The organism is Paracoccus sp. (in: a-proteobacteria) (genome assembly GCF_047973135.1).
Lineage (GTDB): Bacteria > Pseudomonadota > Alphaproteobacteria > Rhodobacterales > Rhodobacteraceae > Paracoccus.
Window position 1 is genome coordinate 1 of the sequence record NZ_JBKEBL010000066.1, and the last position, 26,180, is coordinate 26,180.

A 26,180-nucleotide genomic window follows, 5' to 3' on the forward strand; every position below is an offset into this window, starting at 1 on the left:
CCGGTCGATCCCCAGCCGGTCCATCAGCCTCGCCAGCGCCCTGGCATAATCCGCTGCGACCGGCCATTCCCCAGCCAGCGGCGCAGACCCGCCATAGCCCGGCGCAGCCCATGCAATCACCCGCCAGCCCGGCGGCAGATGCGGCAGCAACCCGGCAAAGCCCGACGCGTTTGAACCGATGCCATGCAGCAGGATCAGCGTCAGCCCGTCGCCGCGCCGTTCCAGACAGGCTGTCGGGCCGGAAATATGCTGATGAAAGCCCATCAGTTGAACCAGAAGCCGTTATTGACCGGCAGGGTCTGCCCGGTCAGGGTCAGCGCGTCCTCGCCCAGAAGAAAGGCGATGGTGCCGGTGATCTCGTCCGCCGATTGTGGGCCGGGCACGGCGCGGCCCTCGCCATAAAGACGGTGGCGCGCCTCGGGAACATAATCCGTGCTTTCGGTCGTCAGGATGCCCGGCGCGACCGCTGTGACACCGATGCGATCCGGCCCCAGTTCGCGCGCATAGGACCGCGTCATCGCCATCACCGCCCCTTTCGACGCGGTATAGGCCAGCAGCAGGGGCGCGCCCCACAGCGCCGTGTCCGAGGCGACATTGACCACTCGTCCCGACCCCGCCGCCTTCAGCAGCGGCGCCATCGCCCGCGTCACCAGCCATGTGCCACGGACATTGACCGCCATTACCTTGTCCCAGATGTCGATCCCTATCCGGTCATGGGCGATACCGCCAATACCGGTGGCGATGGCGCCGTTATTGACCAGCCCGTGCAGCCTGCCGCCGGTTCGTTCCGCGACAGCCTCGCCCATGGCCGCGACCGAGGCGGGATCCGCCAGATCGACCGGCAGGAAACCGGCCCCCAGCCGCGCGGCGACCGCGCGGCCCTCGGGTTCCAGCAGATCGGCCAGAATCAGCCGCGCGCCTTCGGCGGCGAGGCGTTCGGCGATCTTTTCGCCAAGGCCCCGCGCCGCACCGGTCACAAGGATATGCCGCCCCGCCAGCATCATTCTGCGGCAATCCTTGTCTCGGCCTCGATCTGGCCCTTGGCCATCCGGGTCAGGATCTGGCGGATCCGGCTGACACCAAGGTCGTGCTGATACAGCATTTCGCGACGGCGGGCGTCGTCGGGCATGCCCTCAAGCATGACCCGGTCCTGTTCCAGCACGTTCCAGTGGTTCTGTTCCAGCTCGGCCCGATAGAGAAAGCGCCAGCTTTCCCGCGCCAGACCCGAGACCTTGCGCAGCCGCCAGAAGAACACCTTGCAGGTATTGGCATCGACCGGCGTGGTAAAGCCGACGATGCGCATATGCCCGCCCGGCCCTGCCGCCGGAGGATAGGGAATGTCCAGATAGCAGAACATGTTGCCGGGATGGACTTCGAATTCGGTCCAGTCGAAATTCTCGCCGACCTGACCCACGCGCGAGATGCGAAAGCCCTCGTCCGTCTTGTTCAGCTCCATCAGATCCTGCTTGGATCCGAAAGCCAGGGTGAAGCTGTCGGCATGCAGATAGCAGCCATGCATCGGGTCGGCCAGATTGTCGATGGCATAGCGATAGTTGCATTCCCAGACCGAGGTGCAAAGGAAACCGGTCCATTCGCCGGAATCCAGTTCCTTCGGCATGACCAGTTCCGGCGGCTCGGGCTGTTCGGCCGAGGGGACATAGACAAAGACGCAATCGCTGTGTTCGGTGACGCGATAGCTTTCCAGCGCCTTGCGTCCCTCAAGCGCGCATTCAGGCATCGCCGGAACACGCTGCACCACGCCTTCGCCATCGACGATCACCCCGTGATAGCGGCAGCCGATATTGCCCTCGTGGATCTCGCCATAAGACAGCGGCGCGCCGCGATGCGGACAGAAATCCTCGATGCACTTGATCCCGTCGGCCCCCCGCCACAGCACCAGCTTGCGGCCCAGGATCTTTGTGCCATAGGGCGCGGTCCTGCGGATCTCGACGGATTTGGCGACCGGGTACCACTGACCCAGAAGGCCGGTATTCACGCGTTCTTCGATAAGGGTTTTCTTGTCGGTCATGGCCGAAACTCCCTGAAAACTGGCTGTTTGCGATGTCGGGAAAGGTGGCGGGCCTCAGCCCTGGGCCTTGGGAATGTAATGCAGCACCCGCGCCTCGATCCGTTCCAGCACGGCGTAAAGGGCAAAGCCGATCAGCGTCAGCAGGATGATCGCGTCAAAGACCATCGCCGCATTGGCCTGCCCGCCGCCATAGGAAATCAGGAACCCCAGCCCGGTATTGCCGCCGACCAGTTCGCCCACGGTGATACCGATCACCGCCAGCGTCGAGGCAATGCGCAGGCCCGCCATCAGATTGGGCAGCGTGGACGGCATCTCGACCTTGAGAAAGATCTGCCAGCGGTTCAGCGAATAGGCGCGGGCCAGATTGACCAGATCGCGATCCACGGTGCGCATGGCCTGAAGCACATTGACCAGCACCGGAAAGAACACGATCAGCACCGCGACCAGCAGCTTGGGCATGGCGTTATAGCCGAACCACATGATGAACAGCGGCGCGAATGCGACCTTTGGCGCGATTTGCAGCGCCAGAATATAGGGCGACAGCACCTTTTCCCAGAAGGGCGACATGCCCAGCAAATAGCCCATCACCGCCCCAAGGGCCGAGCCGATGACAAAGCCGATCACCGTATAGATCGCAGTCGAGACGGTATGCCCGACCAGCCCTTCGGAAGCGAACATCCGCCCCAGCTCGGCCAGACATTGCGAAAAGGTCGGAATGATATAGCGCGGCACGTCCAGCGCGGGGGGCAGAAATTCCCAGGCCAGCAGCACCAGCGCAAGAATGGCCACAGAGGCAAGGGTCTGCATCCGCTTTTCCGGCGTCATCGCGGCCACCGGCGAAAAGCGGCGGGCGCGGTTGGTGAATTGTGTCGCATCGGTCATTTGATGAACTCGTTCGTATACAGTTCATCGACGGGCACAGCGGTCTGGACGATGCCGTGATCGACATAGAATTTCTGCACCTCGGCTATCCGTTCGGGGCTGAAACTGCCAAGCGGCTGGCCTGCGGCCTCGGGATAGACCTTGCTGGCATATTCCCCAAGGATTTTCGTGATTTCGGCCTCTTTGCCCGCATGCTGGGGCACGAGGCTGACATATTCGGCGGCGGCGGCGGCGGGATTGGCCTCGATCTCGCGCACGGCCTTCAGAACCGCCGACACGAACCCCTCGACGACCTGCGGCTTGTCCGCGATGACCTTGTCCGAGGCGATGATCGCCTGTGCCATGGCCGGAAAGACGGTCTCGACCGGCACCTGATCCATGGCGACGCCCGCCTCCTCGATCGCGGCGATCCACTCGGGAACGCCCGACAGGCCGTCCAGGTCGCCCGAGATGGTCAACTGGATGATGCCGCCCGGCCCGACGGCCTGAATCTGCACATCGTCCTTGGTCAGCCCGACCGAACTGAGCACGCCAAGCAGGTTGTAATAGGTGGTGTCCTGAAACGACAGAACACCGATCCGCTTGCCCTTAAGATCCGCAGGGCCGGTGATGCCGCTGTCGCTGCGCCAGGCAAGCTGGGTCAGACCGTGGCCGCCCAGCAGCGCCACGCCCTTGATGTCAAGGCCGTTGGCGCGCACCACGATGGGGGTGTCGCCGATGCCGCCACCCATATCGGCATTGCCGACCGCAACCTGAGTGGCGACATCCGCGCCCCCCTTGCCGGTGCGGAAGGTGACGTCCAGCCCGGCCTCGTCGAAATAGCCCTTGCCCTTGGCCAGTTGGAACGGCGCAAAGGCGGGCAGGAAATCCGGGGCGGGGAACAGATAGGTCACAGCCTCTTGCGCGAAAAGCGCGGGGGCGGACAGCAGTGCAGAGACGGCAAAAGCCGCCGGGAACATGATCGGTTTCATGAAATTTCCTCCGAAGTCGGGCGTTTCAGGCGGCGGCCTTCTCTTCCAGTTTCAGCAGCGCGAAAAGCTGCGCGGCATAGTCGCTGACCTCTTTCAGCGCGCGCCGTTTCAGCGGCTGGTCGCGATGCGGCAGGTCTATCTTGATTTCCGCAATCACCGTTCCGGGACGCTCGGACAGAACCAGAATGCGATCCGACATCAGCACCGCCTCGGACAGATCATGCGTGATCAGCAGCGTGGTCTTGCGCTGATCAAAGATGACCTTGGCGAAACTGTTCTGGATCAGCAGCTTGGTCTGGGCGTCCAGCGCCGAAAAAGGTTCGTCCAGCAGGATGATCTCGGGGTCGATGGCCAAAGTCCGGGCCAGCGCCGCGCGCTGCCGCATGCCCCCCGACAATTGATAGGGATACTGGTGCTCAAAGCCCTCAAGATGGCAATGCGCCAGTTCCTGCAAGGCCCGCTGGCGCCGCGCCGCCTTTTCGACGCCGCGCGCCTCAAGCCCGAACTCGATATTCGAGACGATGTCGCGCCATGGCAGAAGCAAGTCCTTTTGCAGCATGAAGCCGACATGCGGGTTGGGCCCGTTGACCCGTTCACCCGACACCAGAACCTCGCCCTGGCTGGGGGCATAAAGACCTGCTGTCATGCTGAGGATGGTCGATTTCCCGCAGCCTGACGGCCCCACGACGGAAACGAACTCTCCTTCATTGACGACGAACCCGACATCCTTGACCGCGACCACGCCAGCCGAGGATTTCGAGGCGAAAGTCTTGGTTACATCCCGGAACTCAAGCGCCATAGCCGCGCTCCTGATAGGCGGCGTCCAGATCGGCGTTGATCTGGCCAAGTTCAGCAAGCAGCAGGGCCTCATCCCAGTTGGTCCGCCCCGAGACGGGCGCAACGACGTTCCGCGCTGTCAGCCCCTCGGCAAGTTTGCCGAAATCATGATCCTGACCCGCGAACAGCGCCATCATCGCATCCTTCAGCGCCAGTTCCGTTTCCGTCAGCGCCCGGCCCCGGCATTGATGGGCCAGCGCGGGCCGGCTGGTGTCCCTTGCCCGCTGCGACAGGCGATCCTTGAATTCGTCCATTCGTTCCTCCCCTTGGCTGAGCCCCGCGCCGGATCGGCTGGCTTGCATCGAATTGTTCATTATTGAACGTAATGTTCATAATGGCGCAGCGCTGCGGCCAAGTCAACAAAATCGTACCCGCGACCGATTTTTTGCGGCTTGCCGACTGATCGGGATTCGGTCGTGTCCGGCTGGAAAATTTTTTCGCAGCGCGCATCCGCTCCGGATATTTACATATTTTCAAAAAGTTACAGAAAGGGATTCCGCGAATGGCGGGAATCCGCCGAAAGCCGCTTGGCTCTTGCGGCCGCATTGTTCAATATGGAAGCAAGCGTTCGAAATATTGCAGGATCGATCCATGTCTCGCGTCACCGCGCCACCTGACACCGAATCGACGGACGAGGCCAGCCGAGGCTATGACGTTCCGCCCGTCACCCGTGCCTTCAGCCTGCTGCGCTATATCAGCGAAGGAAACAGGTGCCGGAACATGTCGCGGGCGGCCTCGGTGCTGGGGATCAACCGGACCACGCTGCTGCGCCTGCTGCACACGCTGGAACGCGAGAACATGATCGAACGCAACGAGGATGACGGCGGCTATCGTCTGTCCTACGGGCTGCTGGAACTGGCCTCCAGCATGATCGCGTCGCGCGATGTCGCGCGGCTGGCGCGGCCTCTGCTGGCGCGGCTGGCATCGGAGACCGGTCTTTCGGCGCATCTGGGCGTGCTGTCCAAAAGCGACATCATCGTGCTGATCCGGGAAACGCCCGAGGCGCGGCTGGTCAGCAATATCCGCGAGGGCACCCGTCTGCCCGCCTATGCGACCGTCATGGGCCGGATCATTCTGGCCAACATGTCCACCGATCAGGTGCACGACCTGCTGGCGACGCAGAAACTGACCGCTTTCACCGAACATACACCGGTGACGATAGAGCAACTGGACGACCAGCTTGCGAAGGACCGCGAGCAGGGGCTTGCCTGGTCAGTGGGCAATTACGAGGCTGGCATCGGTTCCTGCGCGGCTGTGGTTCTGGATCACTCGAACCAGCCGGTCGCCGCGATCAACCTGGCCGGGCAGCAAACCACCTTTGACCCCGACAGCCCCCGGCGCCAGCTTATCGCCGACCACCTGCTTGAAACCGCCAGGCAGCTTTCGTCGTTGATGGGGGCCCAGCGCTGACATTCCAGCGCCTGCGTGCCGATGACCGTTCAGCGAATCTGGAAAGGACCGACCCCGCCACGTTCGATACCATCTATAGCTGACGGAAGTCGATTTGATCATCAAATTGGCGAGGAATCATTTTATAATCAAATGGTTATATCCTGACAACGCAATCAAAAGAAAGTCGTCAGGCTATATTTCACCGGTGGCCACGCGGTCATGTGCGATTATCCTGACAGCGTCGGCCTGCAACGCATCACCCGCGAGATATGGGAACGCGGCGGCATCGTCGGCGCTGTCTGTCACGGCTATTGCGGGCTGCTGAACACGCGGCTTGCGGATGGTCGGCTGATCACTGGCCAGAACCCCGGATCGGCACGGGCAACGGCCAAGGCCATCGTCGCGTTGCCGGAGGCCTGAGACCGCCGCAATCGCCTTTGCCGACGCTGCGTCATTTCGGGCCGCAACCTGCACCCGCTTGGAGAAGCGCGCGCATCTGTGCAAGTGTTGTGTCATATGACCGCCGCAGCAAGCGGCGGCCCGACAGGGAGGGACGCGACATGTCGATCACAACGGACAACCGGGCCGACGGCCCTGATCAGGCGGACAAGGCCATCCACGATCCCGGCGGTCGGCGCGCTTTTCTGCGCAGAACCGGCCTTTCGGCATTCGGCGCGATGCTGGGAATGACCATCCCGTTCGAACGCAACCTGCCGCAGGGCCTGATCCCGGTCGCGCTGGCGCAGGATACCGGGCAATCGCTGATGACCGAAAAAGCCGGCCTTCTGGTTCTCAGCGACCGGCCCCTGAACGCCGAGACGCCCGCGCATCTGCTGGATGACGATATCACCCCCTATGAACGGCTGTTCATCCGCATGAACGGCTTGGTCCCCGACACCGCGCTGGAGGCGGATGCGGCCGGCTGGACCCTGACCATCGACGGAGAGGTTGATACCCCGCTGGAACTGACCATCGACGACCTGAAATCCCGGTTCGAGGTGGTGACGCGGTCGCTGGTGCTGGAATGTGGCGGCAATGGCCGGGCCTATTTCAACCCCGGCGCGTCGGGCAACCAGTGGACCACCGGCGCAGTCGGCTGCCCGGAATGGACCGGCGTGCGGCTGGCCGATGTGCTGCGGGCGGCGGGTCTGCGCGAAAGCGCCGTCTATACGGCGCATTACGGCAATGATGTGCATCTGTCCGGCGATCCTGACAAGGACACCATCTCGCGCGGGGTTCCGATCGCCAAGGCGATGGAGGATGACGCGATGATCGCATGGGCGATGAACGGCGCCGATATTCCGGCGCTGCACGGTTTTCCGCTGCGGGTGGTCATTCCCGGCTATCCCGGCTCGGTTTGCCAGAAATACTTGACCCGCATCTGGATCCGCGACCAGCAGCATGACGGTTCCAAGATGACCGGCTATTCCTACCGTCTGCCCATCCACCCGGTCGCGCCCGGCACCGAAGTGCCCGAATCCGACATGGAGGTGATGACCGAAATGCCGGTCAAGTCGCTGATTACCTTTCCCCAGACCGGCACCGGGGTCACGGCGGGGCAAGCGACCGAAATACGCGGCCATGCATGGGCGGGCAATGGCGATGTGGCGGCGATGCATGTCTCGGTCGATTTCGGTCAGACCTGGCAAGAGGCCGCGCTGGAACCCGCCCCGAACCGCTTTGCCTGGCAGCGGTGGCGGGCGCAGGTGACGCTGCCCGAGGCCGGCTATTTCGAGGTCTGGGCGCGGGCCACCGATATGAACGGGGTCAGCCAGCCCGCGACCACGCCCGGCTGGAACCCGCGCGGCTATGGCAACAACATGCAGCACCGCATCGCGCTGATCGCGGCGTAAAGGGGGCAGCATGAAACCCGTCATCGCTTTCGCCACCCTTGCCGCGCTGGTCCTTGCCGGTCCCGCGCTGTCGCAAAGCCGCCCCGATCCGATGCGCATGGCCGCCGCGCAGCACGGAACGGTGTCGCCCACGGACCCGATGGTGGCGCTGCGCGCACCCACGGGTCAGCCTGCGGACGGCCCCGCCGCCAGCGAGGAATTCGGAGGTATGCCCGACGCGCCGGGGGCCGAGGACACCTATTACCAATGCACGGCCTGCCACTCGACCGAAATCATCAAGCAGCAGCGCATCACCGATGCCCGCTGGGATGATCTGTGGGTCTGGATGATCGACAAGCAGGGCATGATCGACGCCGATCCCGAGACGCGGGAACTGATCCTGACCTATCTCAAGACCTATTTTTCATCCGAGCCGGGCCGGAATGCCCCGGCAGCCGTTGCGCAATAAGCGGGGGCGGCGGCGCAACGTCCGCCCCTACCAAGCGGCGCGCGCCTCCATCGCGACGGGACCATCGGCGTATGATGTCCACAGTCGCAGCGCCTCGCCGTCCTCTTCCGCGTTCAGCGTGAAATCGGCGATGTCGAACAAGGGCGACAGCGAGCGGAAATCAAAGCGCAGGGGCGGGGTGCCCCGCAGCGTTTCGGCATATTGCACCAGCATCGTCGCCTGCATCGGGCCGTGGACGATCAGGCCGGGATAGCCCTCTTCCTCGCGGCTATAGGGGTTGTCGTAATGGATGCGATGGCCGTTGAAGGTCAGTGCCGAATAGCGGAACAGCAGGGGCGGGGACGGGGTGATGACGCGCCTGTGGGTGCCGGGCGGCGCGGGCGGAATGGTGCGGCCGGGACCGGCGGCGGATGCGCCGCGATAGACGATGTCCTGCCGCTCTTCGATCACCAGCCGGTCGCCGCTTTCAATGCGATGATCGACCGTCACAAAGCACAGCGTGCCGGTCCGCCCCTCTTTCACAGCGACGTCGCGAATGACCGAGCGGCGCGTGACCACATCGCCCACGCGAATATCACCATGAAACCGGAACGAGCCGCCCGCCCACATGCGGCGCGGCAGTGGCACCGGAGGCAGAAAACCGCCCCGCGCCGGATGACCATCGGGGCCAAGCCCGGCGGTTGGCACGGCGGGTGGGGCCAAGCACAGGTGGATCATCACTGGCGCGGCATCACCATTGCGGGCCGCGCCTTCGTGATCGAAGGTCGCCCGAAAGCGGTTCACCATCGCCTCGGTCAGCAATTCGGACTGAACCTCCTCTGTCCCGATCCATGTCCGCAGGTGGTCGATGTCGATCACAGCCTTCCTCCCTTGTCGCCAATGCCCGGCACCGCACCATAGCGGCGTTCCTCGCCCACGAACTGCGCTGCCGGGGCGGGATAGCTGACCGGTCCGTTCGGTGTATCCACGATGATCCGGCGAAGATGCGGATGCGCCGACAGCCCGGCCATGTCGTTGACCGAGGCAAAGGCCACATCGGCGGCAATCAGCGCCGCTGTCGCCTGATCCGCCGTCATCCGCGCAAAGGCCCCGGCCACGGCGGCATCGGTTTCGGGCCGGTTCTCGACGCGGGCCACATTGGTCGCGAAACGCGGATTCTGGGCCAGTTCCGGCTGGCCGATGAAGATATCGGCGAGCTTGGCGAACTCCCGGTCGCTCTGGATCGAGATCAGGATCTGCGCGCCGTCCCCGCAGGTGAAGACACCGTAGGGCGCGATGGAAGGATGCACGAGGCCAAGGCGTTTCGGCGATTTGCCGCCCTCGTGATTCAGCAACGGCACGGTCAGCCAGTCGGCCATGACGTCGAACATCGAGACCTGGATATTCGCCCCCTCGCCGGTGATGCCGCGCCGGATCAGCGCCTCAAGGATCGCCGCATGGGCCGTCGCCCCGGTGGCGACATCGACGATGGAAATCCCCACGCGCGCCGCGCTTTCCGGCCCGCCAGTGATGGAACACAGCCCCGATTCCGCCTGCACCAGCAAGTCATAGGCCTTGCGGTCGGCCATCGGCCCACCCTCGCCATAGCCTGAGATGGAACAGGTGATCAGGCGCGGCCAGTCCGTCGCCAGCCGGTCGAACCCGAATCCCAGACGCGCCAGCGCGCCGGGCTTCAGGTTCTGGACCAACACATCGGCGCCCTCCAGCAGCCCGGCCAGTTCGGCCTTGCCTTCCGGGCTTTGCAGGTTCAGCACATGGCTTTCCTTGCCCCGGTTCAGCCAGACGAAATAGCTGGCCTGCCCCGCCGCCACATCGTCATAACCACGGGCGAAATCGCCCTCGGGCCGTTCGATCTTGATCACCCGCGCCCCGGCATCGGCCAGCCGCGAGGTGGTAAAGGGCGCTGCCACCGCCTGTTCGATGGCGATGACGGTCAGCCCTTCCAGGGGCAGTGTCTTGTTATTCATGCTTATCCCGCAATATCCATCAGCAGTTCCGCCGTCTCTTTCGGAGCCGACACCATGGCGTCATGACCGGTCGCGATTTCGCGGATGTTCCAGCCCTTGTTCTGCGCCAACTGGCGCGACGATTCCAGCGGCCCGTAAATCGGATCGGTGCAGATGATGTAGGTCGCCGGCAGGCCGTTTGCGACAGGATTCTTCAGCGTCAGTTTAGCTTGATAGGTCGATAGCGGATGAGGCGTAAGCTTGGCCTCGACCGCCTTCTGAAGCGCCTCGTCTTCGATCCCGAACGCACTGGCCGGAGGCGTCGGCAGGCTTAGCCCGCCGCTGGTTTCCTCGGCTGCCTTGATCCGGGCTGCAACCACATCGGGCGGTATGCCGTCAAAGGGCGCATGGCCGGATTCCAGCACCAGCGAGTCGAGAAAGATCAATTGCCGCAATCGTTCCGGCATCCGGTCGGCGACGCCGCTGATCGTCATTCCGGCGAAGGAATGACCGACCAGCACGACGTCTTCAAGATCCTCGTAGATCAGGACATTGGCGACGTCCTCGGCAAAGGTGCCCAAGGTGATTTCGCGCGACAGCAGGTGCCGCCGCTCGCCCAAGCCCGTCTGCGTCGGGGTATGGACCCGGTGCCCGGCATTGCGCAGCGCCGTGGCCACCTCGTGCCAGCACCAGCCGCCATGCCAGGCACCGTGTACAAGCACGAAATTGCGCCCCGATGCCTGCGCCTGCGCGGACCCGCCGCCCGCTGCGGTCGCCGCAGCCCCTATTGTGGCCATTTTCGCCATGTCCCGTCTGGTGAAACGCATGATTTTTCCTCCTCTATACGTTTCTATTCCGTCCCGCGCATCGAGACGACATCTTCAGAAGGAACGGGGCAGGCCCAGCATATGCTCGGCCACGAAGGACAGGATCAGGTTGGTCGAGATCGGCGCGACCTGATACAACCGGGTTTCGCGGAACTTGCGCTCTACATCGTATTCATTCGCGAAACCAAAGCCGCCATGGGTTTGGATGCAGGCATTCGCCGCCTCCCAGCTTGCCTTGGCGGCAAGGTATTTCGCCATGTTCGCCTGCGCGCCGCAGGGCTTGTCTTCGTCGTAAAGCCGGCAGGCCTCCCACCGCATCAGGCTGGCGGCCTCGACCTCGATAAAGGCTTCGGCGATGGGGAATTGCACGCCCTGATTCTGGCCGATGGGGCGGCCAAAGACCACGCGCTCATTCGCATAGGCGGTGGCCTTGTCGGTGAACCAATAGCCGTCGCCGATGCATTCCGCCGCAATCAGCGTGCGTTCCGCATTCAGCCCGGTCAGGATGTACTTGAAGCCCTGCCCCTCTTCGCCGATCAGGTTCTCGGCGGGGATTTCCAGGTTGTCGAAGAACAGCTCGTTGGTTTCGTGATTGACCATGTTGGCGATGGGCTTGACCTCCATTCCCGATTTCATCGCCTCCTTGATGTCAACGATGAAGATCGACATGCCCTGCGATTTCTTCGTCACCTCGGCCAGCGGCGTGGTCCGCGCCAGCAGGATCATCAGGTCGGAATGCTGCACCCGGCTGATCCAGACCTTCTGCCCGTTGATCACATAGCGGTCGCCCTTGCGCACTGCCGTGGTCTTGAGTTGGGTCGTGTCCGTGCCGGTCGTCGGTTCGGTCACGCCCATGGATTGCAGCCGCAATTCGCCGCTGGCGATCTTGGGCAGATATTTCTGCCGCTGTTCTTCCGATCCGTGCCGGACCAGCGTGTTCATGTTATACATCTGGCCGTGGCAGGCACCGGAATTGCCGCCCGCGCGGTTGATTTCCTCCATGATGACCGAAGCCTCGGTCAGGCCCAGACCCGAGCCGCCATACTCCTCCGGGATCAGCGCCGCCATCCAGCCCGCCTTGGTCAGCGCATCCACGAATTCCTCGGGATAGATGCGCGCCTCGTCGATCTTGCGGTGATATTCATCCGGAAACTGGGCGCAAAGCGCGCGCACGGCGTCGCGGATATCCTGATATTGATCTTCTGGCTGGTGATATGCCATGCTACGCCTCCCTTGGTCGTGTCGTCCTGCAACTTCGTTCATGTGCGGGAATAAAGCAAATATATGATGTTGATGTGTGCCATAGTCAATTGATATGGGCCACCGGTTCGTGACAGGATGGGGCACTGCCAGACGGGTATCCTGCGATGATCGACCTTCGACAATTGCGCTATTTCGTTGCCATCGTTGAACAGGGCTCGATTTCCCGCGCGGCGGGGGTGCTGCATGTCGCCCAACCCGCCCTGTCGCTGCATGTGCGCAACATGGAAGCCCACCTGGGTACGGCGCTGCTGTTCCGCACCCCGCGCGGGGTCGAGCCGACTGAGGCCGGGACGATCCTGCTGAACCACGCCCGCGTCATCCTGGATCAGCTTACCGTCGCCGAAGAGGAAATTCGCGGCAATCTCAGCGATCCGTCCGGCGACGTGCGGCTGGGCCTGCCCGGCACCATCGCGCAGATTCTGGCGGTGCCGCTGATCACCGCGACGCATCGGCGCTATCCGAAAATCCGCCTGCGCATCGCCGAAGCGATGAGCGGCTTTGTTCTGGAATGGCTGCGCGACGGGCGGGTCGATCTGGCCGTGCTGTATGGCGGTGCCGAAGAACAGGGCATCGCCGCGCAGCCCGTGCTGGAAGAGGAATTGCAGTTCTTCGCCCCCGCGCAGCCTGCCCCGGACGAGGCCCTGCCCCCGTCTGGCGGCCTGATCGCCTTTCGGCAAGTGGCGGGGATGCCGCTGATCCTGCCGGGCGAAGGGCACGGGTTGCGCGATCAGCTGGAGCGCGTGGCGATCACGGTAGACACGGCGCTGAACGTGATGATCGATGTCGATTCCTATGCCAATATCAAAGCGCTGGTGCATGAGGGGCTGGGCTGTTCGATCCTGCCCCGCAACGCCATTGCCGCCGATGCTGCGGCGGGCAGCCTGCGTGCCTGGCAGATCGCCGGGCCTGCAATCCGGCGGCGCGTCTTTCTGGCCCACTCATCGGAACGCCCGATGACCAATGCCGTCGCGACCATCCGCAACCTTGCCCGCGACACCCTGCGCGATCTTGCCCGGAACGACGAATGGGCCGGAGCAGCACTGGTCGGGGATGAACAGCCCGTTAAACAAACTGCACGCAAAGGATAGACCATGTCTGCAATTACCGAAGACCATGTCATCGACAGCGTGGCTGATGCGCTGCAATTCATCTCTTACTATCATCCGCGCGACTTCATCCGCGCCATGGCAGCAGCCTGGCGAGCCGAGAAAAGCGTCCCGGCGCGGGATGCGATGGCGCAGATTCTGGCGAATTCGCGCATGGCGGCGCTGGGGCACCGACCGATCTGTCAGGATACCGGGGTGGCCAATATCTCGGCCCGGATCGGTGTGCAGGCGCGGCTGGACTGGCACCGCCCCCTACAAGATCTGGTGGATGAGGCCACCAGACGGGCCTATCGCAAATCCGACAACCCGCTGCGCGCCTCGGTCGTGGCCGACCCGTTCGGGCGGCGCGGCAATACCGGCGACAACGCCCCCGCCATGCTGCATGTCGAGATGGTAGCGGGCGACAAGGTGGAATTTGACGTTTCGGCCAAGGGCGGCGGGTCCGAGAACAAGACGAAATTCGCGGTGCTGAACCCCTCGGCCTCGGTCGCCGACTGGGTGGTCGAGACGGTCGGGACGCTTGGCGCGGGCTGGTGTCCGCCGGGCATTCTGGGCGTCGGCATCGGCGGCAGCGTGGACAAGGCCATGGTCATGGCCAAGCAGGTGCTGAACGAACCCATAGACGCGACCGATCTGCGTGCACGCGGTCCCCGGACCGCCGAAGAAGAACTGCGGCTTGAACTGATCGACCGGATCAACGCGCTTGGTATAGGCGCGCAGGGGCTGGGCGGGCTGACGACCGTTCTGGACGTCAAGGTCCGCAGCTTTCCGACGCATGCGGCCTCGCTGCCGGTGGCGCTGGTGCCGAATTGCGCGGCAACGCGGCATGTGCATCTGGTGCTGGACGGAAGCGGCCCGGCCCGGCTGGAGGCACCCGACCTGACGGACTGGCCCGAACTGGACACGGGCGATGCCTGGGCGAATGCGCGCCGTGTCGATCTGGATCGCCTGACCCGTGCCGAGATCGCGGCCTGGCAACCGGGCGAAACGCTGCTGCTGTCTGGCCGGCTGCTGACCGGCCGCGATGCCGCCCATCGCCGGATCGAACAGATGCTGGCAGCGGGCGAGGAACTGCCGGTCAGTTTTCAGGGCCGGGCGATCTATTATGTCGGGCCGGTCGATCCGGTGGGCAATGAGGTCGTGGGTCCGGCCGGCCCGACCACATCGACCCGGATGGACCGCTACAGCGACATGATGCTGGAACGGCTGGGTGTCGCGGTGATGATCGGCAAGGCGGAACGCGGTGCCGCTACGGTCGAATCCATCGCCCGCAACAAGGCCGCCTATCTGATCGCGGTGGGCGGCGCGGCCTATCTGGTCTCGCAGGCGATCCGCGAGGCGCGGGTGCTGGCCTTCGCCGATCTGGGGATGGAGGCGATCCACGAATTTACCCTGCGGGACATGCCCGTCACCGTCGCCGTCGATGCGCGGGGGTCATCCGTGCATGACACTGGCCCACGCCAGTGGCGGATGCCAGCCTGACACCGCTACCGCCACCGCCACCGCCCCCCGCGCGGGCCGGGATGCGCCCGGCAAATCCGGTCAGAGGGCACCAACCGCGCGCAGCGCCGCCGCGATCTCGTCCCGCGCGGCGGTGTCCAGCGGCTTTTGCGGCGCGACCGGATCGCCCACGTCAAAGCCCTGCAACGCAAGCGCCGCCTTGATGCAGGCAGCAAGCGAATAGCGGGCGAACAGTTCGTTGATGCGCCACAGCGGGCGCTGCAATTCCATCGCGCGGTTCCAGTCCCTGGCCTGTGCCGCCTCGTACAGCGCGATGCTTTGTTCGGGCACCACGCAGGCCGGGCCCGCCATCCAGCCGACCCCGCCGATCATCATGACGCAGGCCGGGATATGGGCCGATGCCGCAAAGACCTGCATTCGGCCTTCGGTGCGTGCCATGATCGACAAAAGCCGCCCGGTATTGGACGACGCATCCTTGATATAGCGGATGTTCTTCACATGGCTCAGCCGTTCGATCACCGGAAGCGACAGGTCCGAGCGCTGGAAATTCGGGTTGGTATACAGCACCACCGGCAAGTCGCCCGCTGCCTCGGCGATGGCGCGGAAATAGGCCTCGACGCCGTCATCCCCTATCGGAAAATAGGCTTCAAGTATGGCCAGGATCCCGTCGGCACCGGCCTCGACCATGGCGCGGGTCTGGGCCACGGCATCGGCGGTCGAGGTCGAGGCAACGCCGGGCACGACCGGCACCCGGCCACGCGCGGCGGCGATCACCGATCTTGCCACCGACAGCCGCTGTGCCATGTCGAGATAGGCAAACTCTCCTGTGCTGCCAAGCGGGGCAAGCCCGTGAACGCCCGCCGCGATCAGGCGGTCCACCAGGGCGGTCATGACATCGTCCCGGACCGCACCGGCCCGGTCGAGAGGAGAGACGAGATAGGGAAAGACACCGCGAAAGCTCATGCTGATACCTCTGTCTGCGGGTTCAGGTCGAAGGTCACGGATCAGCCTATATCGGGTTGGTCCCGGCGTCACGTCAGGTCTGCGCCCGCCATCCTGCTGATCAGCGCGGCGGATGAGCGGGCGTTCATCTTGCGCAGGATATTCGAACGGTGGATCTCTACCGTCTTGTGGCTTATTCCCAGATGCCGCGCGATTTCCTTGTTGGACAAGCCCTTGCAAACGACGGCCATGACCTGCCGTTCCCGAGGCGTCAGATTTTTCGCGCATTCCTGCCGGGTGTCAGTACGCGCGGGCGGTGCGCCAAGGACAAGGTCGATGGCGGTGGCGATGATGCGCCGGGGCAGAAAGACCGGCTTTCCCGTCAGTTTCGCCATCAATCGCCGGTCTTGCTCGTCGTAGCACAGCGCATTGAGCAGGACAAAATCGCATGCGACCAGTTCCCTGGCTGCCCGCCGCATCCCGTTGGGATCGGCGGGCGCGGCATGGGTCATCCGGGTGCGAAACCTTGTGAATGCGGCGGGATCGGTGTCGCCAAGCTGCCGCGCCAGAGGAACGACGATGCCGATCCTGTCCTGCGGCGTGGCAATCGCGGCGATGGCCGCCCTGACGGCATGTTCGGCGGTGATCACACGGCGCGCGGTGCCAGTATCGCAATTGACCCCGGTGCCGGTCAGAACGATCAGATCATAGGCACCCGGCGGGCTGCGGGTGATCGCCTCTTGCGCCATTTGCGACAGCTTTTGCCGGGACAGCTTGATGATCGCGCCGTTTCTCAGCGGCACCGCAAGGCAGGGATGCCCCGGCCCGGCCGAAAGGGCGCGCAACTCGCCGATGCTCAGCCCGTCCAGCAGACCGGCCTCGGAGGCGATGACATCGGGGCCAAGCCCGCGGGTCAGGTCATCGACAAGCTCGGGTGCCGGAGACTGCCGGGCGGTCAGGAACAGAACGTTCTTCCGGCCACCCGGACGGGCGGATTGCGCCATGGTCAATCCGGCGCAAAGCTGCGGCCGATGGCGTCTTCCAGCGGGCGGTACAGCTCGGGCATGGTCATGGTGCGCGACAGCAGCAACGAGGATGCAGGGGCGTGAATCACGCTGATCCTCTGGCCCTTGCGCACATGGGCGGAAACAAGCGGGCGTCCGTTTTCGTCAAAGGTCATGATCAGTTCGGGAAAGCGCGAATGCCGCGTTCCGCCCTGTTCGGCGACCATGTATTCGTTGACGAAATGCAGCGCGGTGCCGTCATCCAGTTCAACCAGCCCGATATCCAGCCCTTCGCGCTGATCGCAGCGATAGGCCGTCACGACCCCTTCCGCCATGACGGTTCCGCGCAGATGCGCCACCGCGCCCGGCATGCCGCCCTGCATATAGGCCCTGCCAAGTGCGATGGCCGCGCTGATCGCCCCCGGCGCGCCATTGCGGCGGGCGTAATCGACCGTGACCGGGTTGCGCGCCACCGTAACCAGCCCGCCGGCATCGACCGAGGCCCGGCGTACCACGCCCGAGGTCGCATCCAGCCGCCCGGCAAGCGAGCCTTCGACGTAATATTCCGGCTTGCCACCCGCAAACCCCTGAAGCGACAGGTAGTCCGGTTCCGCATGCAGCCCCAGCGCACCCATCTGGCTTGACGGATGCGCGCGGCCATTGCAGGCCAGATCGATGACGGGCAACCCGCTTAGCGCCGCATGGAACCAGCCGTTCACCGTGGTCTGCGCGCCGTTTTCATTGGTGTTGATCGCGGCAAGACGGCGACCCTGCGGCAATTCGCGTTGCAGCAGCTCAAGGCTGCGCAGGTGATGGCGCGGTTGCAGGAACGGGTTCGGCGCGGCGGGGGCACCCACAAGGGCGACCGTAACCGACAGATCCTCGGGGTTAAACTCATCGACGCTCCATAATTGCGGGGTGCCGAATTGCAGCGCAAGGCGTGCGGCATCCAGCCCCGCATCAATGAACCCGCCGCCTCCGCCGCCAAGGATCGCACCGCCCAGAACGGCGGCTTCCACATCGTCGATTGTCAGTTCGCGTTTCAATTCCAGATACTCCGGTCTGTCAGACCCACCCCGCGCGGGCGGGGCGGGGTTCGGTTACTTGGTAATCGCGCGGAAACCGCTGTTGAAGAACGAATAAATCGCATCCCCCGCGATGACGCCGCCGGCAAAAACCTCAAGCTGGTCGCGCTTTTCCTCACCAACGAATTTCAGGAACGCCAGCTTGCAGACGATTCCGGCCAGCACCATCCAGCCTGCCATGGCAAAGTTGATCAACAGACCCGTGGCCAGCATGATGCCAAGCTGCTTGCGCGGCCCGCCGATGATCTGAATGATCGCGCCGGGGATCGCCCATAGCAGCAGGCTGATCGCCGTGTCCATCGACACCCCGGCATTGATCGCGGCGACATAGGCGGCATTGATCGGGGCGGTTTTGCCCTGGGCGAACAGACCCTGATATGAGACCAGAACGACCACCATGGCGCAGACGAACCCGACCATCCCGGCGATAAGCTGCTGGCGGCGGCCCTCCATTTCAAAGGCGGGATCCTTGCCCTCGCCTCGCAGCAGGTAGCCGGTTTTCAGGTCATAGCCCATATCGGCAAAGGCGGGCCCGGTCGCCGCCGAGAAACCGGCGATCACCACCAGCGCCGCTGGCGGAAAGCCGACAAGAATCCCGATGATCAGGGTGATCAGCGCCACGGCAAAGGCCGGGAACCAGCCCGAATGCATAGCTGCGATGCCTACGATCAGCTCGTGGACAAAGGCGGCGGCCATCGCAAAGATCAGAAAGGCGATCAGCATGCCTGTGGACATGTCGTTATAGATGCCGGTCCCAAGGGCAAGAATCCCCGCGATCACCAGATAGCCGACGGCGCCCAGACGCAGCGAACTGCCAAGGCGTCGCGCGCCCTCGGCCTCGTCGTCGGGATTGCCGCTGTCAGCGGCCCTGGCGTCACGGCTGCTTTGCAACACCACGCGCCCGACCTGTACCAGCGCCACCATGCCCGCGCCGATCATCATGCCATGCGGGATATACATGGCCCAGACGTCGATCCCGAGCAGCGGCTCGGCATAGCCACGGGTCAGCAGCCCGCCGGCAAAGGCCAGCATCGCGGCCAGCCCGCCCAGAATGGCAACACCAAAAGGTGCCATCGGCAGCTTGAGGATCGCGCCGGCGATGCCGACGACGAACCCGCCCAGCAGGATCCCCGCCTGCTTGCCGCCGCTGTCACCGGCCTTGATCGCCTCGGCTGCCGCAACGCCCGGAGGCCATGGGTTCGTCGCCGGAAATGCCTGCGTGCCGAACATCCGGTACAGCAGCCAGGCATCCAGCAGCAGCGCCATGGCGACCCCGACAAACATCGGCAGTACCATTTCCGGCAGGCCGAAAATATAGGGAATGCCAATCGGCAGGAACAGCGTGTTCGCCGCGCCGAATGTCGCCGACGAAATGCTGGTCTGCGCCAGGTTCTGCGCATGCATCGACCGGTAGCCCTTGAAAAACGACAGGGGAATCCGCGCCAGCGCCATCGCCGCCAGCGCCCCGATCAACGAGGTGCTGGGCGTGATGCCAAGGCTTGAAAGCAGTTCGATCCCGATGATCGCGCCCAGAATGCTTAGTCCGATGGTCAGCACCAGATTGTCCGGTGCAAGCGCCCTCGGGTGACTTTCATGCAGACCCGGCCCGCTGCCCGTCCTTTGCGTAATTTCCTCTCCCACGGAGTCCTCCTCTGATCCGGTTTGGCGGCTTTGTTGTATTTATTGCAACTTGATCTAATAATATGCAACAAATTTTTGTGAATGGTCGCGACTTTGCCTGAAGGCGTCGGGCCGAAAAGGGGTGGCGGCAACAGGGCGGTAAGCCGGGCGCGTCGGGCAAATGGTTCAAAACTATTTTGATAAGTTGTAAAAATGGTAATCAGAGGTCATGTCGATGCGATCAGGCTCTTGTCGTATTCAGCCAAAGAACGGTAAGAATTTTGCGACGCTCAGGGATCGGCGCCGGTTTTTCCAGTTATCGAAGTGGGGTCAGTGCGGGCATTGAATATTGACAAGTTATCAACTTGACGTCATGTTGGGTTCGTTGCCGGTTTGTGCGGAGACGGGTTGTGGCGGAATTGCGACGGGGCAGGGGGGATGTCTGGATCGGTGGCGGTCTGCTGGTGCTGTGTGCCCTTGTCGCGTGGCGGACGCTGCATATCCGGCAGGGCTTTTCGAATTCCGTTGCCGGGCCGTCATTCGTGCCCTGGCTTGTCATCGGTGCGACGGCGATCCTGTCGGGCGTACTGATCCGCAGGGGGCTGCGTCGCGGCGATGGTGTCGTGGCGCTGCCGGATCGCGGAACATTTTACATCCTTGCAGGTTTTGCTGTGCTGCTGCTCGCTTATGCGGCAGCATTTTACCCCGTCGGTTACATTCCAACCACGTTGGCGGCATTCGTTCTGGGCCTCTGGCTGATAGGAGAGCGCAAGCTGCCAGTTCTGATCGGTTTTCCGGTGGTGATGACGGCGGCGGTCTATCTGGTCTTTACCAAATTGCTTTCGGTCTGGCTGCCCTAGGGCCGGACCCCGTCAAGGGAAGGAAAAATCATGAGATTGACAAGCCTTGTCGCCGCCGCAGTGATCGCTGGCGTGGCCAGCCCGGCTGTGGCCGAGTTTCCCAAGCGGCCCTTGCAGGTGATCGTTCCCTATTCGGCGGGCGGGTCCACCGATCTGGGTTTGCGGGTGGTGGCCGAGACCATCGAACGCAAGTTCGACGGCGTGCAGGTCGTGGTGCGCAATCAGCCTGGCGGAGGTGGCGGTATCGGCACCTCGGCAGTGGTGCATGCCCGCCCGGACGGATACACGCTTGGGGCGGGGGCGCAGGGGCCGATTGCCATCCTGCCGCATGTCGGCGGGGCCGATTATACGGCGGATGATATTGAATATGTGGGTCTTTTCGCGCGGTCACTGCAATTGCTGGTGGCCTGCAAGGATGCGCCCTTCAGCGACTATGACGGCTTTATCGCCTATGCGGGGGGCAAGGCTCCGCAGATTGGCAATTCGGGTGCGGGCGGCGCGAACCACATCTCGGCCGAAGCATTTGCACTGGCGGCAGGGATTGCCATCGAATCGGTGCCCTTTGGCGGTTCGTCCGAGGCGCGGACGGCCTGTATCGGAGGCCATATCGACGCGATGGTCGCCTCGCCCGCCGAGGCGCTGGCGGCCGCAGAGGCCGGGCAGATGACCCCGCTTTTCGTGATGGAGGAAAGCCGCATCGATCTGTTCCCCGACACGCCGACCGCCGTGGAAAAGGGCGTCGATTTCACCTGGTCGTCCTATAAGGGCCTCATCGCACCCAAGGGTCTGCCTGCCGGGGATCTGGCCTGGCTGCAACAGGCGGTCAAGGCTGTCGCCGAGGATCCCGATTTCATCGCGACCATGACCGAGATGGGCGAATTTGTAACCTATGAGGATGGTCCGGCCTTTGCCGCGCGCGTCCACAAGGACAGCGAGATGGCGCAGGCCACGCTTGAGAAACTGGGCCTGCTTGGCATGAACAGGTAAACCGACCAGCACGAAGGCCCGCTGTCATGGAAACCTTGTCCTACCTTGCCCCGCTGTTTCAGTTTCAGGTGCTGTGGACCATTGCGCTTGGGACGCTTGGCGGGCTGATCATCGGCGCGTTGCCCGGCCTGACGGCGACGATGGGCGTTGCGCTGCTGATTCCGCTGACCTTCGGGATGACCCCGGTGATGGGGCTGAACATGCTGATCGGCATTTATATCGGCGGCATCTACGGGGGGTGCGTCTCGTCGATCCTGCTGCGCACGCCGGGCACGCCTGCTTCGGCGGCGACGGTGCTGGACGGCTATCCCATGGCGCAGCGGGGCGAGGCGGGCAAGGCGCTTGGAATGGCGACCATCGCCTCGGCCATCGGCGGGCTGTTCGCTGCGGTGGTGCTGGCCACGCTGGCACCGCAACTTGCCGGGGTGGCGCTGGAATTTGGTGCGCCCGAATATTTCGCGCTGGCGCTGTTCGGGCTGACGATCATTGCGTCCCTGTCGGGCGATGTGCTGAAAGGCGCGATTTCGGGGCTGCTGGGCATCCTGATTTCCTGCGTCGGTGCCGATCCGATTTCGGGCGTGCAGCGTTACACCTTCGGGATTTCCGGCTTTGCCTCGGGCTTTGCCTTTACCCCTGCGCTGATCGGCCTTTTCGCGCTGTCCGAGGTGTTCACCCAGATCGAGCGTCTGGCCTCGAAGGAACCACCCGTCGCGCTGGTCAGGGATCGCTGGCCCTCGGGGCAGGATATGCGCGAAAGCCGTGGCGCGCTGATCCGGGGGTCGCTGATCGGAACGCTGATCGGGATCATTCCTGGCACCGGGTCGGGCACCGCGTCGTGGATTTCGTATAACGAGACCAAGCGCAGTTCGAAAACGCCGCAGAAATTCGGCACAGGCTATGCGCCCGGCATTGCCGCCACCGAAAGCGCGAATAATGCGGTCTGCGCGGCGGCGCTGATTCCGCTGCTGGCGCTGGGGATCCCGGGCGATGTCGTGACCGCCGTTCTGATGGGCGGGCTGATGATTCAGGGGCTGGCACCGGGGCCGATGCTGTTCCAGACCAACCCGGATGTCGTGGTCGGCATCTTTGGCGGTACCTTTCTGGCCACGATCTTCATGTTCATCTTCGGCATGGCGTTGATCCCGCTGTTCTCGCGCATCCTGATGGTGCCGCGCCGCCTGCTGACGATGAGCATCGTGATCTTCTGTTTCATCGGGGCCTTTTCGATCAACCTGAACCCGGTCGATCTGTATACGATGGTTGGCTTTGGCGTGCTGGGCTGGGGCATGCAGAAATTCGGGTTTTCTCAGGCGGCGCTGTGCATTGCGCTGATCCTTGGCCCGATGATGGAATCGAACCTGCGCCGGGGCCTGTTGCAGGCGGGCGACAATGTGATCGCATTCCTGTCCGGCCCGATCACCCTGCTGTTTCTTGCGCTGACCATTCTTTCGCTGGCCTGGCCCGCGATTTCGCGCCGCATTGCCGCGCGGGCGAATATTTCCACGGAGTAAACCATGACCCGCAACGCCCATGTCGCCATCGTGACCTGCTTCAACCCGGACGAGACCGTCAACTATGCCGCCACCCGCGCGCAGGTGCGCAGGCAGGTCGCGGCGGGGAATGACCTGATGGTCTGCGGGACGAATGGCGACTTTTCTGCCCTGACCCATGATGAGAAAATGCGCCTGATCTCCGAGGTGATGGACGAGGTGGCGGGCCGGGTGAAAGTGATCGCGAATATCGGCTGCCCCGCAACCTTCGAGTCCTTGCAACTGGCGCGCGCGGTCGATGGGCTGGGGCTGCATGGAATCGCGGTCATCACCCCCTATTTCATCGCCTGTACACAGGACGGGCTGATCCGGCACTTCACCACCATTGCCGACGCGGTGCAAACGCCCGTCTATCTGTATGACATTCCGGCGCGAACCCAGAACCATATCGAGCCCGCGACCGCGCGCGTCCTGGCCCAGCATCCCAATATCGCCGGGATCAAGGATTCGGGCGGGGCGACCGAAACGGTGCTGGAATATCTGGCCGTCGCGCGCGAGACCGGCGATTTCAGGGTATATTGCGCGCCTGATCACCTTGTTCTGTGGGGGCTGGAACAGGGCTGCGCCGGGGTCGTGTCGGGGCTTGGCAATGTCGCTCCGCATCTGCTGGCGCAGATTGTCGCCGGGTTCAATTCGGGCGATCTGGCGGCGGCTGCGGCGGCGCAGGAAAACTTTGCCGGGCTGCGCAAGGATCTGTACGCGCTTGGCTTTCCGCCCGCTTTGGTCAAGCGCGCGCTGTACATGAACGATCCGTCCGTCGGTCTGTCGCGCCAGCCCGCGCTGCTGCCTGATGCCGGACAGGACAAAGCGATCATCGCCATACTGGAGGCGCGGGGCCTGCGCGAATGACCACAATCGTCACCACCTCGCCCGGCTTCGGCAAGCACGGGCGCGTGCCCGATCTGATCGCGCGCGAGGGCTGGACCCTGATCCGCTGCACGGCAGAGGATCTGCCCGGTCACATGTCGGGGGCAGATTTTCTGGTGGCCGGGCTGGTCCCGGTCAGCGCCGGCACCCTGAAAGGCGCGCCCCGGCTGCGCGCCGTGCTGAAACACGGCGTCGGCGTCGATAATATCGACATCCCCGCCTGTACCGCCGCGGGTCTGCCGGTCTGCAACACCCCCGCCGCCAATGCCGATGCGGTGGCGGAACTGGCGGTGGGCATGATGTTCGCCTTGGCGCGGTTCATTCCGCAGGGCCATGCCTCGGTCGTCGCAGGCGGCTGGGACCGGCGCGCCGGCGGCCAGCTTGGCGGCAAGACGCTGGGGATTGTCGGGCTGGGGAATATCGGCAAGCGGCTGGCAAGGCTGGCGAAGGGGCTGGGGATGACCGTCATCGCGCATGATTACTGTCCCGACACGGGTTTCGCGTCGTCCAGCGGGATCGGCCTGCTGTCGCTGAACGATCTGCTGGCGCGCGCCGATTACGTTTCGCTGCATGTCTTTGGTGGTACCCGGAATGCGGCGCTGATCGACGACGAGGCGCTTGGGCGGATGAAAAAGGGGGCGCGGCTGATCAATCTGGCGCGGGGCGAGGTCATGGATCTTGATGCCGTGGCGCGGGCGCTGGACAGCGGCCAGCTTGGCGGCGTGGCCATCGACGCCTTTACGCAAGAGCCGCCGGACATCACGCATCCGGTGTTTGCGCATCCGAACGCGATTTTCACCCCCCATTCCGGCGCTGACACGCTTGAGGCGTTCGAGAATGTCGGCCTGATGGTGATCGAGGACATCCGCACCATCCTGAACGGCAAAATCCCGGCGCGATGCCTGAACGCCTTCAACCTTCGAGGAGACGAAAGATGACCGTCAAACCCATCGTCATCACCATGGGCGATCCTTCGGGCGTCGGGGCCGAAGTCACGGTCAAGGCCATGGCGGCGCTGCCCCCGGCAGATCGCGCGCGCTATGTCGTGATCGGCGACCGCCCGACCCTGGCCCGCGCGCTGACGGTCTGCGGGCTGGAACTGACGCTGGCCGATTTCGGCGATGCCGTGCCAGAAGGGGCGATCCGCGTCATTCATGTTCCGGTCAAGGGGTTGCCGGGCAGGTTCGGCGTCCAGTCGCCAGCCTGCGGCGAAGCCTCGTTCCGGTTCATCGAAAGGGCGGTGCAGATGACCATGGGGGACGCGGCCCTTGGCATCGTCACCGCCCCGATCAACAAAGAGGCGCTGAACGCGGCAGGCCATCACTATGACGGCCATACCGGCATGCTGGCGCATCTGACCGGCGCGGCGTCAAGCTGGATGCTGCTGGCCGCGCCGACGCTGAACGTGCTGCATGTCTCGACCCATGTGTCGCTGCGCGATGCGATCGGGCGCGCAACACCGCAGCGCGTGCTTGAGACGATCCGCGTGGGGCACGCGCATCTGCTGCGTATGGGGCTGGAAAATCCGCGTATCGCCGTGGCAGGCATCAACCCCCATTGCGGCGAGAACGGGCTGTTCGGGCATGAGGATGACGACCAGATTGCGCCGGGCATCAGTCTGGCACAGGCCGAGGGGCTGAACGTGCAGGGGCCCATCCCCGCCGACACGGTCTATCACCGCGCCAATACCGGGGGTTTCGATCTGGTGGTCGCGCAATATCACGATCAGGGCCATATCCCGATCAAGCTGATCGCCTTCGACACGGCGGTGAATGTCTCGCTTGGCCTGCCTATCGACCGCTGCTCGGTCGATCACGGCACGGCGTTCGACATCGCCGGGACGGGCAAGGCGAACCACATCAACATGCTGGCCGCACTGGACTATGCCGACCGGATGGCGGCGACAGGCCGCTGAACAGTGGCGCAACGCGACAGGCGCCGCTGTGACGGAAACGGGGGTGCGGTCCGGGCAAAGCCCGAACCGCCCGCTGCCGCCCGGCCGGACGCGCGCCTTCGGCGCGCGCTCCGGCCTGCGGATGGCAGCACCACCACCCACCCATAGGCACCCCGCCCGCCGCAGGCTTATGCCGGGGGTCCGGGGGGCACAGAGCCCCCCCGGCCACCGCGGGACGCAATCTTCGCGGCGCTGACGTCACGCAACGCACGATACCGGTGTACAGCCTGTGCACACCCGGTGCCGCCCCAGTGCCCGCCCAAAACCCGGCATTTTCTGGCCATTCCCGCACCACC

General features: G+C 64.0%; 27 protein-coding genes and 1 pseudogene. 13 read left to right on the forward strand and 15 right to left on the reverse strand.

The window, feature by feature from the left end:
- The 7 genes from ACK5L9_RS05590 to ACK5L9_RS05620 all read right to left on the reverse strand — a co-directional run.
- On the reverse strand, positions 1 to 264 hold a 264-nt coding region (locus ACK5L9_RS05590; RefSeq protein WP_416910469.1), incomplete at its 3' end, for an alpha/beta fold hydrolase.
- Entirely contained in the window at positions 264 to 1,004 is a 741-nt protein-coding gene (locus ACK5L9_RS05595; protein ID WP_416910470.1) for an SDR family oxidoreductase, read from the reverse strand. The genes ACK5L9_RS05595 and ACK5L9_RS05590, both read right to left, overlap by 1 nt.
- On the reverse strand, positions 1,001 to 2,029 hold the full coding sequence (locus ACK5L9_RS05600; RefSeq protein WP_416910471.1) for a Rieske 2Fe-2S domain-containing protein: 1,029 nt from the start codon (positions 2,027 to 2,029) through the stop codon (positions 1,001 to 1,003). Before ACK5L9_RS05600 ends, ACK5L9_RS05595 begins: the two co-directional genes overlap by 4 nt.
- Before the next feature lie 54 nt (positions 2,030 to 2,083).
- Complete coding sequence (locus tag ACK5L9_RS05605) at positions 2,084 to 2,911, reverse strand: ABC transporter permease (RefSeq protein WP_416910472.1); 828 nt, start codon at positions 2,909 to 2,911, stop codon at positions 2,084 to 2,086.
- Positions 2,908 to 3,882 (reverse strand): ABC transporter substrate-binding protein, encoded by a 975-nt coding sequence (locus tag ACK5L9_RS05610; RefSeq protein ID WP_416910473.1) that lies wholly within the window; start codon positions 3,880 to 3,882, stop codon positions 2,908 to 2,910. Before ACK5L9_RS05610 ends, ACK5L9_RS05605 begins: the two co-directional genes overlap by 4 nt.
- A gap of 25 nt (positions 3,883 to 3,907) precedes the next feature.
- On the reverse strand, positions 3,908 to 4,681 hold the full coding sequence (locus ACK5L9_RS05615) for an ABC transporter ATP-binding protein (protein ID WP_416910474.1): 774 nt from the start codon (positions 4,679 to 4,681) through the stop codon (positions 3,908 to 3,910).
- Positions 4,671 to 4,973, reverse strand: coding sequence for a recombinase-like helix-turn-helix domain-containing protein (locus tag ACK5L9_RS05620; RefSeq protein WP_416910475.1), 303 nt, complete (start codon positions 4,971 to 4,973; stop codon positions 4,671 to 4,673). Before ACK5L9_RS05620 ends, ACK5L9_RS05615 begins: the two co-directional genes overlap by 11 nt.
- Before the next feature lie 162 nt (positions 4,974 to 5,135).
- On the opposite strand from ACK5L9_RS05620, the gene ACK5L9_RS05625 reads away from it, so the two are divergent.
- The 5 genes and pseudogenes from ACK5L9_RS05625 to ACK5L9_RS05645 all read left to right on the forward strand — a co-directional run bounded on the left by ACK5L9_RS05625 (position 5,136) and on the right by ACK5L9_RS05645 (position 8,412).
- A complete protein-coding gene (locus ACK5L9_RS05625; protein WP_416910476.1) occupies positions 5,136 to 5,336 on the forward strand; it encodes a hypothetical protein in 201 nt (66 codons plus the stop codon).
- A complete protein-coding gene (locus ACK5L9_RS05630) occupies positions 5,311 to 6,129 on the forward strand; it encodes an IclR family transcriptional regulator (RefSeq protein WP_416910477.1) in 819 nt (272 codons plus the stop codon). Before ACK5L9_RS05625 ends, ACK5L9_RS05630 begins: the two co-directional genes overlap by 26 nt.
- A 192-nt stretch (positions 6,130 to 6,321) precedes the next feature.
- Positions 6,322 to 6,531 (forward strand): annotated as a pseudogene (locus ACK5L9_RS05635) (type 1 glutamine amidotransferase domain-containing protein); the annotation flags it as partial.
- A 140-nt stretch (positions 6,532 to 6,671) separates the two neighbouring features.
- Positions 6,672 to 7,964: a sulfite oxidase gene (locus ACK5L9_RS05640; RefSeq protein ID WP_416910478.1), complete on the forward strand. Its 1,293-nt coding sequence runs from the start codon at positions 6,672 to 6,674 to the stop codon at positions 7,962 to 7,964.
- Between the two features lie 10 nt (positions 7,965 to 7,974).
- The gene (locus ACK5L9_RS05645) at positions 7,975 to 8,412 is read left to right on the forward strand and encodes a cytochrome C-552 (protein WP_416910479.1); all 438 of its coding nucleotides are present in this window, start codon (positions 7,975 to 7,977) and stop codon (positions 8,410 to 8,412) included.
- Between the two features lie 27 nt (positions 8,413 to 8,439).
- Here ACK5L9_RS05645 and ACK5L9_RS05650 read toward each other — a convergent pair whose 3' ends face one another.
- From ACK5L9_RS05650 to ACK5L9_RS05665, 4 genes are read right to left on the reverse strand one after another with little or no spacing between them, the layout of a single operon-like run.
- A complete protein-coding gene (locus ACK5L9_RS05650) occupies positions 8,440 to 9,270 on the reverse strand; it encodes an FAS1-like dehydratase domain-containing protein (RefSeq protein ID WP_416910480.1) in 831 nt (276 codons plus the stop codon).
- Positions 9,267 to 10,379, reverse strand: coding sequence for a CaiB/BaiF CoA transferase family protein (locus ACK5L9_RS05655; RefSeq protein ID WP_416910481.1), 1,113 nt, complete (start codon positions 10,377 to 10,379; stop codon positions 9,267 to 9,269). The genes ACK5L9_RS05650 and ACK5L9_RS05655 overlap by 4 nt, the downstream gene beginning before the upstream one ends.
- Positions 10,380 to 10,381: 2 nt before the next feature.
- Positions 10,382 to 11,185, reverse strand: a complete 804-nt coding sequence (locus ACK5L9_RS05660) for an alpha/beta fold hydrolase (protein WP_416910482.1) — start codon at positions 11,183 to 11,185, stop codon at positions 10,382 to 10,384.
- A gap of 54 nt (positions 11,186 to 11,239) precedes the next feature.
- The gene (locus tag ACK5L9_RS05665) at positions 11,240 to 12,406 is read right to left on the reverse strand and encodes an acyl-CoA dehydrogenase family protein (protein WP_416910483.1); all 1,167 of its coding nucleotides are present in this window, start codon (positions 12,404 to 12,406) and stop codon (positions 11,240 to 11,242) included.
- 146 nt (positions 12,407 to 12,552) lie between these two features.
- On the opposite strand from ACK5L9_RS05665, the gene ACK5L9_RS05670 reads away from it, so the two are divergent.
- Both ACK5L9_RS05670 and ACK5L9_RS05675 read left to right on the forward strand, forming a co-directional pair.
- On the forward strand, positions 12,553 to 13,536 hold the full coding sequence (locus ACK5L9_RS05670) for a LysR substrate-binding domain-containing protein (RefSeq protein ID WP_416910484.1): 984 nt from the start codon (positions 12,553 to 12,555) through the stop codon (positions 13,534 to 13,536).
- A 3-nt stretch (positions 13,537 to 13,539) separates the two neighbouring features.
- Entirely contained in the window at positions 13,540 to 15,036 is a 1,497-nt protein-coding gene (locus ACK5L9_RS05675) for a fumarate hydratase (protein WP_416910485.1), read from the forward strand.
- 60 nt (positions 15,037 to 15,096) lie between these two features.
- On the opposite strand, the gene ACK5L9_RS05680 is transcribed toward ACK5L9_RS05675, so the two are convergent.
- From ACK5L9_RS05680 to ACK5L9_RS05695, 4 genes are all read right to left on the reverse strand, one after another.
- Positions 15,097 to 15,978: a dihydrodipicolinate synthase family protein gene (locus ACK5L9_RS05680; RefSeq protein ID WP_416910487.1), complete on the reverse strand. Its 882-nt coding sequence runs from the start codon at positions 15,976 to 15,978 to the stop codon at positions 15,097 to 15,099.
- A gap of 68 nt (positions 15,979 to 16,046) precedes the next feature.
- The gene (locus ACK5L9_RS05685; protein WP_416910488.1) at positions 16,047 to 16,961 is read right to left on the reverse strand and encodes an AroM family protein; all 915 of its coding nucleotides are present in this window, start codon (positions 16,959 to 16,961) and stop codon (positions 16,047 to 16,049) included.
- Between the two features lie 2 nt (positions 16,962 to 16,963).
- Positions 16,964 to 18,007: a DUF917 family protein gene (locus ACK5L9_RS05690; RefSeq protein WP_416910489.1), complete on the reverse strand. Its 1,044-nt coding sequence runs from the start codon at positions 18,005 to 18,007 to the stop codon at positions 16,964 to 16,966.
- A 54-nt stretch (positions 18,008 to 18,061) separates the two neighbouring features.
- On the reverse strand, positions 18,062 to 19,687 hold the full coding sequence (locus ACK5L9_RS05695) for an OPT/YSL family transporter (RefSeq protein WP_416910490.1): 1,626 nt from the start codon (positions 19,685 to 19,687) through the stop codon (positions 18,062 to 18,064).
- A 389-nt stretch (positions 19,688 to 20,076) separates the two neighbouring features.
- Here ACK5L9_RS05695 and ACK5L9_RS05700 point away from each other — a divergent pair, with 389 nt between their 5' ends.
- From ACK5L9_RS05700 to pdxA, 6 genes are read left to right on the forward strand one after another with little or no spacing between them, the layout of a single operon-like run.
- Entirely contained in the window at positions 20,077 to 20,526 is a 450-nt protein-coding gene (locus ACK5L9_RS05700; protein WP_416910491.1) for a tripartite tricarboxylate transporter TctB family protein, read from the forward strand.
- Positions 20,527 to 20,556: 30 nt separating this feature from the next.
- On the forward strand, positions 20,557 to 21,513 hold the full coding sequence (locus tag ACK5L9_RS05705; RefSeq protein WP_416910492.1) for a Bug family tripartite tricarboxylate transporter substrate binding protein: 957 nt from the start codon (positions 20,557 to 20,559) through the stop codon (positions 21,511 to 21,513).
- 26 nt (positions 21,514 to 21,539) lie between these two features.
- Positions 21,540 to 23,024, forward strand: coding sequence for a tripartite tricarboxylate transporter permease (locus ACK5L9_RS05710; protein ID WP_416910493.1), 1,485 nt, complete (start codon positions 21,540 to 21,542; stop codon positions 23,022 to 23,024).
- 3 nt (positions 23,025 to 23,027) lie between these two features.
- Positions 23,028 to 23,912: a dihydrodipicolinate synthase family protein gene (locus ACK5L9_RS05715; protein ID WP_416910494.1), complete on the forward strand. Its 885-nt coding sequence runs from the start codon at positions 23,028 to 23,030 to the stop codon at positions 23,910 to 23,912.
- Entirely contained in the window at positions 23,909 to 24,868 is a 960-nt protein-coding gene (locus ACK5L9_RS05720; protein ID WP_416910496.1) for a phosphoglycerate dehydrogenase, read from the forward strand. The genes ACK5L9_RS05715 and ACK5L9_RS05720 overlap by 4 nt, the downstream gene beginning before the upstream one ends.
- Positions 24,865 to 25,845 carry a 4-hydroxythreonine-4-phosphate dehydrogenase PdxA gene (gene pdxA, locus ACK5L9_RS05725; RefSeq protein ID WP_416910497.1) on the forward strand — a complete coding sequence of 327 codons (981 nt, stop codon included), beginning with the start codon at positions 24,865 to 24,867 and terminating at the stop codon, positions 25,843 to 25,845. The genes ACK5L9_RS05720 and pdxA overlap by 4 nt, the downstream gene beginning before the upstream one ends.
- Positions 25,846 to 26,180 lie beyond the last annotated feature (335 nt).

Excerpts from the sequence above, each read along its gene's own strand:
- ACK5L9_RS05595 (WP_416910470.1), bottom strand. The coding sequence starts at position 1,004 with ATGATGCTGGCGGGGCGGCATATCCTTGTGACCGGTGCGGCGCGGGGC.
- ACK5L9_RS05600 (WP_416910471.1), bottom strand. The coding sequence starts at position 2,029 with ATGACCGACAAGAAAACCCTTATCGAAGAACGCGTGAATACCGGCCTT.
- ACK5L9_RS05605 (WP_416910472.1), bottom strand. The coding sequence starts at position 2,911 with ATGACCGATGCGACACAATTCACCAACCGCGCCCGCCGCTTTTCGCCG.
- ACK5L9_RS05610 (WP_416910473.1), bottom strand. The coding sequence starts at position 3,882 with ATGAAACCGATCATGTTCCCGGCGGCTTTTGCCGTCTCTGCACTGCTG.
- ACK5L9_RS05615 (WP_416910474.1), bottom strand. The coding sequence starts at position 4,681 with ATGGCGCTTGAGTTCCGGGATGTAACCAAGACTTTCGCCTCGAAATCC.
- ACK5L9_RS05620 (WP_416910475.1), bottom strand. The coding sequence starts at position 4,973 with ATGGACGAATTCAAGGATCGCCTGTCGCAGCGGGCAAGGGACACCAGC.
- ACK5L9_RS05630 (WP_416910477.1), top strand. The coding sequence starts at position 5,311 with ATGTCTCGCGTCACCGCGCCACCTGACACCGAATCGACGGACGAGGCC.
- ACK5L9_RS05640 (WP_416910478.1), top strand. The coding sequence starts at position 6,672 with ATGTCGATCACAACGGACAACCGGGCCGACGGCCCTGATCAGGCGGAC.
- ACK5L9_RS05645 (WP_416910479.1), top strand. The coding sequence starts at position 7,975 with ATGAAACCCGTCATCGCTTTCGCCACCCTTGCCGCGCTGGTCCTTGCC.
- ACK5L9_RS05655 (WP_416910481.1), bottom strand. The coding sequence starts at position 10,379 with ATGAATAACAAGACACTGCCCCTGGAAGGGCTGACCGTCATCGCCATC.
- ACK5L9_RS05660 (WP_416910482.1), bottom strand. The coding sequence starts at position 11,185 with ATGCGTTTCACCAGACGGGACATGGCGAAAATGGCCACAATAGGGGCT.
- ACK5L9_RS05665 (WP_416910483.1), bottom strand. The coding sequence starts at position 12,406 with ATGGCATATCACCAGCCAGAAGATCAATATCAGGATATCCGCGACGCC.
- ACK5L9_RS05670 (WP_416910484.1), top strand. The coding sequence starts at position 12,553 with ATGATCGACCTTCGACAATTGCGCTATTTCGTTGCCATCGTTGAACAG.
- ACK5L9_RS05675 (WP_416910485.1), top strand. The coding sequence starts at position 13,540 with ATGTCTGCAATTACCGAAGACCATGTCATCGACAGCGTGGCTGATGCG.
- ACK5L9_RS05680 (WP_416910487.1), bottom strand. The coding sequence starts at position 15,978 with ATGAGCTTTCGCGGTGTCTTTCCCTATCTCGTCTCTCCTCTCGACCGG.
- ACK5L9_RS05685 (WP_416910488.1), bottom strand. The coding sequence starts at position 16,961 with ATGGCGCAATCCGCCCGTCCGGGTGGCCGGAAGAACGTTCTGTTCCTG.
- ACK5L9_RS05705 (WP_416910492.1), top strand. The coding sequence starts at position 20,557 with ATGAGATTGACAAGCCTTGTCGCCGCCGCAGTGATCGCTGGCGTGGCC.
- ACK5L9_RS05710 (WP_416910493.1), top strand. The coding sequence starts at position 21,540 with ATGGAAACCTTGTCCTACCTTGCCCCGCTGTTTCAGTTTCAGGTGCTG.
- ACK5L9_RS05715 (WP_416910494.1), top strand. The coding sequence starts at position 23,028 with ATGACCCGCAACGCCCATGTCGCCATCGTGACCTGCTTCAACCCGGAC.
- ACK5L9_RS05720 (WP_416910496.1), top strand. The coding sequence starts at position 23,909 with ATGACCACAATCGTCACCACCTCGCCCGGCTTCGGCAAGCACGGGCGC.
- pdxA (WP_416910497.1), top strand. The coding sequence starts at position 24,865 with ATGACCGTCAAACCCATCGTCATCACCATGGGCGATCCTTCGGGCGTC.